Below are 3,102 nucleotides of genomic sequence, written 5' to 3' on the forward strand. Positions count from 1 at the left end.
TTCCGGTGGATGGCCAGTCCTTGCCGGTTCGGGACTCTCACCCGGCGGGTCACGACAAGAGGTTTCCGATTGCTCAACTCATTTGGCGTTCTTCCTCCTCTTCCAGGCTTTGCCTGGCGCAATCAAAACAAAGGCCGGGATCATCGGGGAAGTGGACTGCCTTGTCTAACAGTATCCGCTAATATGTTGATGCGATTGCCCTGCACCACTACAGGCTTCCATCGCAATGCGACAGGCCGGCTGTTGGGCGATGAACTGACTCAAGGCCTTGCGTGCGAGCTTGCGGCTAAAGACCACCTCGCCCTGGGCATCGACCCCAAACACGTGCACGCTGTTCTTGGCCAGATCAATGCCAATGGTGGCGACGGGTTCTTTGCTAAACGTTTTCACGGATTTTTTCTTCGCTTTTTTCATGACTCTTCTCCGTTGTGTTCGGTTAACGATTAGGTGATTGCCGATAGCCTATTTTGCTTGATCCAGAGGGTTTTTAGGAGCGGGGCGGACCATCCCATTAGTTTACTGAATTGCGCTGCCTGGTCCGGCCCATTGCAGGTTTCACTCTCCAGCCCCGGGCTTCACGCCTCGGGGGCTTCTGCGTGCCTTGCTGAGCGGGTGTCTGCGGGTACTCTCCTGCGCTACACTCGCCTGATGAGCACTGCACTGAGCCTCCCACGCACCGATGGCCAAGCACCACGACACCGGCTACAAGGAGCTGTTCAACCACCCCGAGTTCGTCCAGCAGCTGATCGAAGGCTTCGCTCCGGCTGAGATCGCCGCGCTGATGGATTTCTCGACGCTGAAGAACCACAGCGGCAACTACATCACCCCGCTGTTCGAGGAGCGCTTCGAGGACGTCGTCTGGTCGGTTCAGGTGCATTGGCAAGGCGTCACCGAGCGGTTGTTCCTCTACTTGCTGATCGAATTCCAATCCACGGTCGACCCCACCATGCCGCTGCGCATGCTCCACTACGTCGCCTGCTTCTATCAGCACCTGCTCAAGACCAAGGTCACCACGCCCGCTCAAGGGCTACCCCCGATCCTGCCGATCGTGCTCTACAATGGGCTCGAGCGTTGGCAGGTCGCCGAGGACATCGACGAATTGGTCCGCCCCACGCCACCGCTGTTCCTGCGCGCCTACCAGCCGCACCTGCGCTACCACCTGATCGACGAAGGCCGCTACACGCCCGAGCAGCTGGGCCTCATCGACAGTCCCTTGAGCGCTGTGTTCGGGGTTGAGATCGCCTCTCGGGATCGCGCCTTGCTGCAAGTGGCCGTCGATCGACTGGTGCGCCTGATCCAGGCCGACCCCAACAAGGCGCGCCTGGATCGGCTCATCACCCGTTGGCTCAAGCGCCATCTCCAGCGCTTGGGCGCGCAGATCGACCTCACACAGATCCACTCACTCGTCGAGGACACCGCCATGTTGGCCGAAAACTTACAGCACTGGGCAGAACGCGAGCGGCAGGAAGGCGAGCGGATTGGATTGCAGAGAGGGCGTCAGGAAGGGCGTCAGGAAGGGCGCCAGGAAGGGCGCCAGGAAGGGCGCCAGGAAGGTGAGCAGATCGGGATGCAAAAAACCGCTCAGGCCACGGCGCGCAACCTCATCGCCCTCGGCCTGCTCAACGACGCGCAGATTGCCCAGGCCACCGGCCTGAGTGTGGCCCAAGTCGAGGCATTACGTGCGGACAAGTGATGCTGTCCGGTACCCAAGCGCTCGCGCGGTTGCTAAACTCAAGCCATGATCGCCGGCACCAGCAACCCTCCACCCGCTTCGCCCAAAAGCGACCACGACAGCCCGTGGAAAGAGGCCCTGGAGCACTACTTTCCCGAGTTCCTGGCACTGCTGTTCCCGGCCATCCATGCCGAGATCGACTGGTCAAAGGGGGTGCAGTTTCTGGATAAGGAATTCCAGCAGATCGTGCGCGAGGCCAAGACCACCCGGCGCTATGCCGACAAGCTGGTCGGCGTCACGCTGCGCAATGGCACGGCGGTCTGGGTGCTGATCCATGTCGAAGTGCAAGGCGAGCCGGAAACGGCCTTTGCCGAGCGAATGTACACCTATCACTATAAAATCCGCGACCGCTATCAGGTGCCGGTGGCCAGTCTGGCCGTACTCGCCGATGCCGAGCGAGGCTTCCGTCCTCGACAGTACAGCGCAGCGCTCTGGGACTGCGACATCAGATTCCGGTTCCCGATGGTCAAACTGCTCGACTACGATGAGCCCGAGCGTTGGGCGGAGCTGGAGGTGAGCGACAACGTCTTCGCCCTGGTGGTCATGGCCCAGATCCGCGCCAAGCTCACCCAGGACGCCAAGCAGCTCAAAGGCTGGAAATTCCATCTGATCCGCCTGATGTACGAGCGTGGTTATGAGCGCGCCTTGATCCTGGAGCTATTCCGACTCATCGATTGGATGATTCGCTTACCGGAAGCGTTGGAAGCGGACTTCCGTCAGCAACTCTATACCTACGAGGAGCAACAGCGTATGCCGTATGTGACGACCGTTGAACAGGCTGGGATCGATAAGGGCATGAAGCTGGGTGTGAAGCAGGGCGAAGCGACCATCCTACTGACGCTTCTGGATGAGAAATTCGGCCCAAACATCGTTGATGCCTACCGCGAGCGCATCACAACCGCTGAGCCTGAGCAACTGCTGCAGTGGTCGAAACGCATCCTCAGCGCCGAGACCCCGGAGACCATCTTCCACTGAAGTTGGAAGGAGTACCCCACGAGCTGATCGAGGCCGAGGCGGTTCCACCCACTCAACCCACCGGAATTCCGGGGACAGGAATTCCGGTCGGGTAGCCGGGCGACGTTGCCGCCCACCCGGCCCCCTAAGAACCGTGCATGAAAGTTTCCCCTCACACGGCTCAAGCCTTGTAAGCTTTCTCCTGAATGTTGAAAGCTGGCAGTTTTTCTGGTTTGTACAGGCTGTGCAGTTGGCGGTGGCAGTTACCGTGGAGTACGATTAAGTTATCTGTTTAGTCCCGGGTGATCATATTCCCCGAAGGAGTTATCCTTTGCTGCGTGCCCGCGGGGCACTGGAGCTGCTCGCTGCCCAGCTCGGGGACGATGCGCTTCCTTGCCCTACCGCCTGCTGCACCC

The 3,102-nt window shown here is 60.0% G+C and carries 3 protein-coding genes; 2 read left to right on the top strand and 1 reads right to left on the bottom strand.

Features of this window, described 5'->3' with window-relative positions:
- Nucleotides 1–165: 165 nt before the first annotated feature.
- Nucleotides 166–414: a hypothetical protein gene (locus tag CCR82_RS00005; protein WP_242513120.1), complete on the bottom strand. Its 249-nt coding sequence runs from the start codon at nt 412–414 to the stop codon at nt 166–168.
- 265 nt (nt 415–679) lie between these two features.
- Here CCR82_RS00005 and CCR82_RS00010 point away from each other — a divergent pair, with 265 nt between their 5' ends.
- Both CCR82_RS00010 and CCR82_RS00015 read left to right on the top strand, forming a co-directional pair.
- Entirely contained in the window at nt 680–1,693 is a 1,014-nt protein-coding gene (locus tag CCR82_RS00010) for an Rpn family recombination-promoting nuclease/putative transposase (protein ID WP_201243158.1), read from the top strand.
- A gap of 45 nt (nt 1,694–1,738) precedes the next feature.
- On the top strand, nt 1,739–2,707 hold the full coding sequence (locus CCR82_RS00015) for an RpnC/YadD family protein (protein ID WP_201243159.1): 969 nt from the start codon (nt 1,739–1,741) through the stop codon (nt 2,705–2,707).
- Nucleotides 2,708–3,102 lie beyond the last annotated feature (395 nt).

Origin of the sequence: Halochromatium salexigens (genome assembly GCF_016653295.1) — a bacterium.
GTDB classification, from domain to species: Bacteria; Pseudomonadota; Gammaproteobacteria; order Chromatiales; family Chromatiaceae; genus Lamprobacter; species Lamprobacter salexigens.

Coding starts and splice junctions, on each gene's coding strand:
- CCR82_RS00005 (WP_242513120.1), bottom strand. CDS start 414: ATGAAAAAAGCGAAGAAAAAATCCGTGAAAACGTTTAGCAAAGAACCC.
- CCR82_RS00010 (WP_201243158.1), top strand. CDS start 680: ATGGCCAAGCACCACGACACCGGCTACAAGGAGCTGTTCAACCACCCC.
- CCR82_RS00015 (WP_201243159.1), top strand. CDS start 1,739: ATGATCGCCGGCACCAGCAACCCTCCACCCGCTTCGCCCAAAAGCGAC.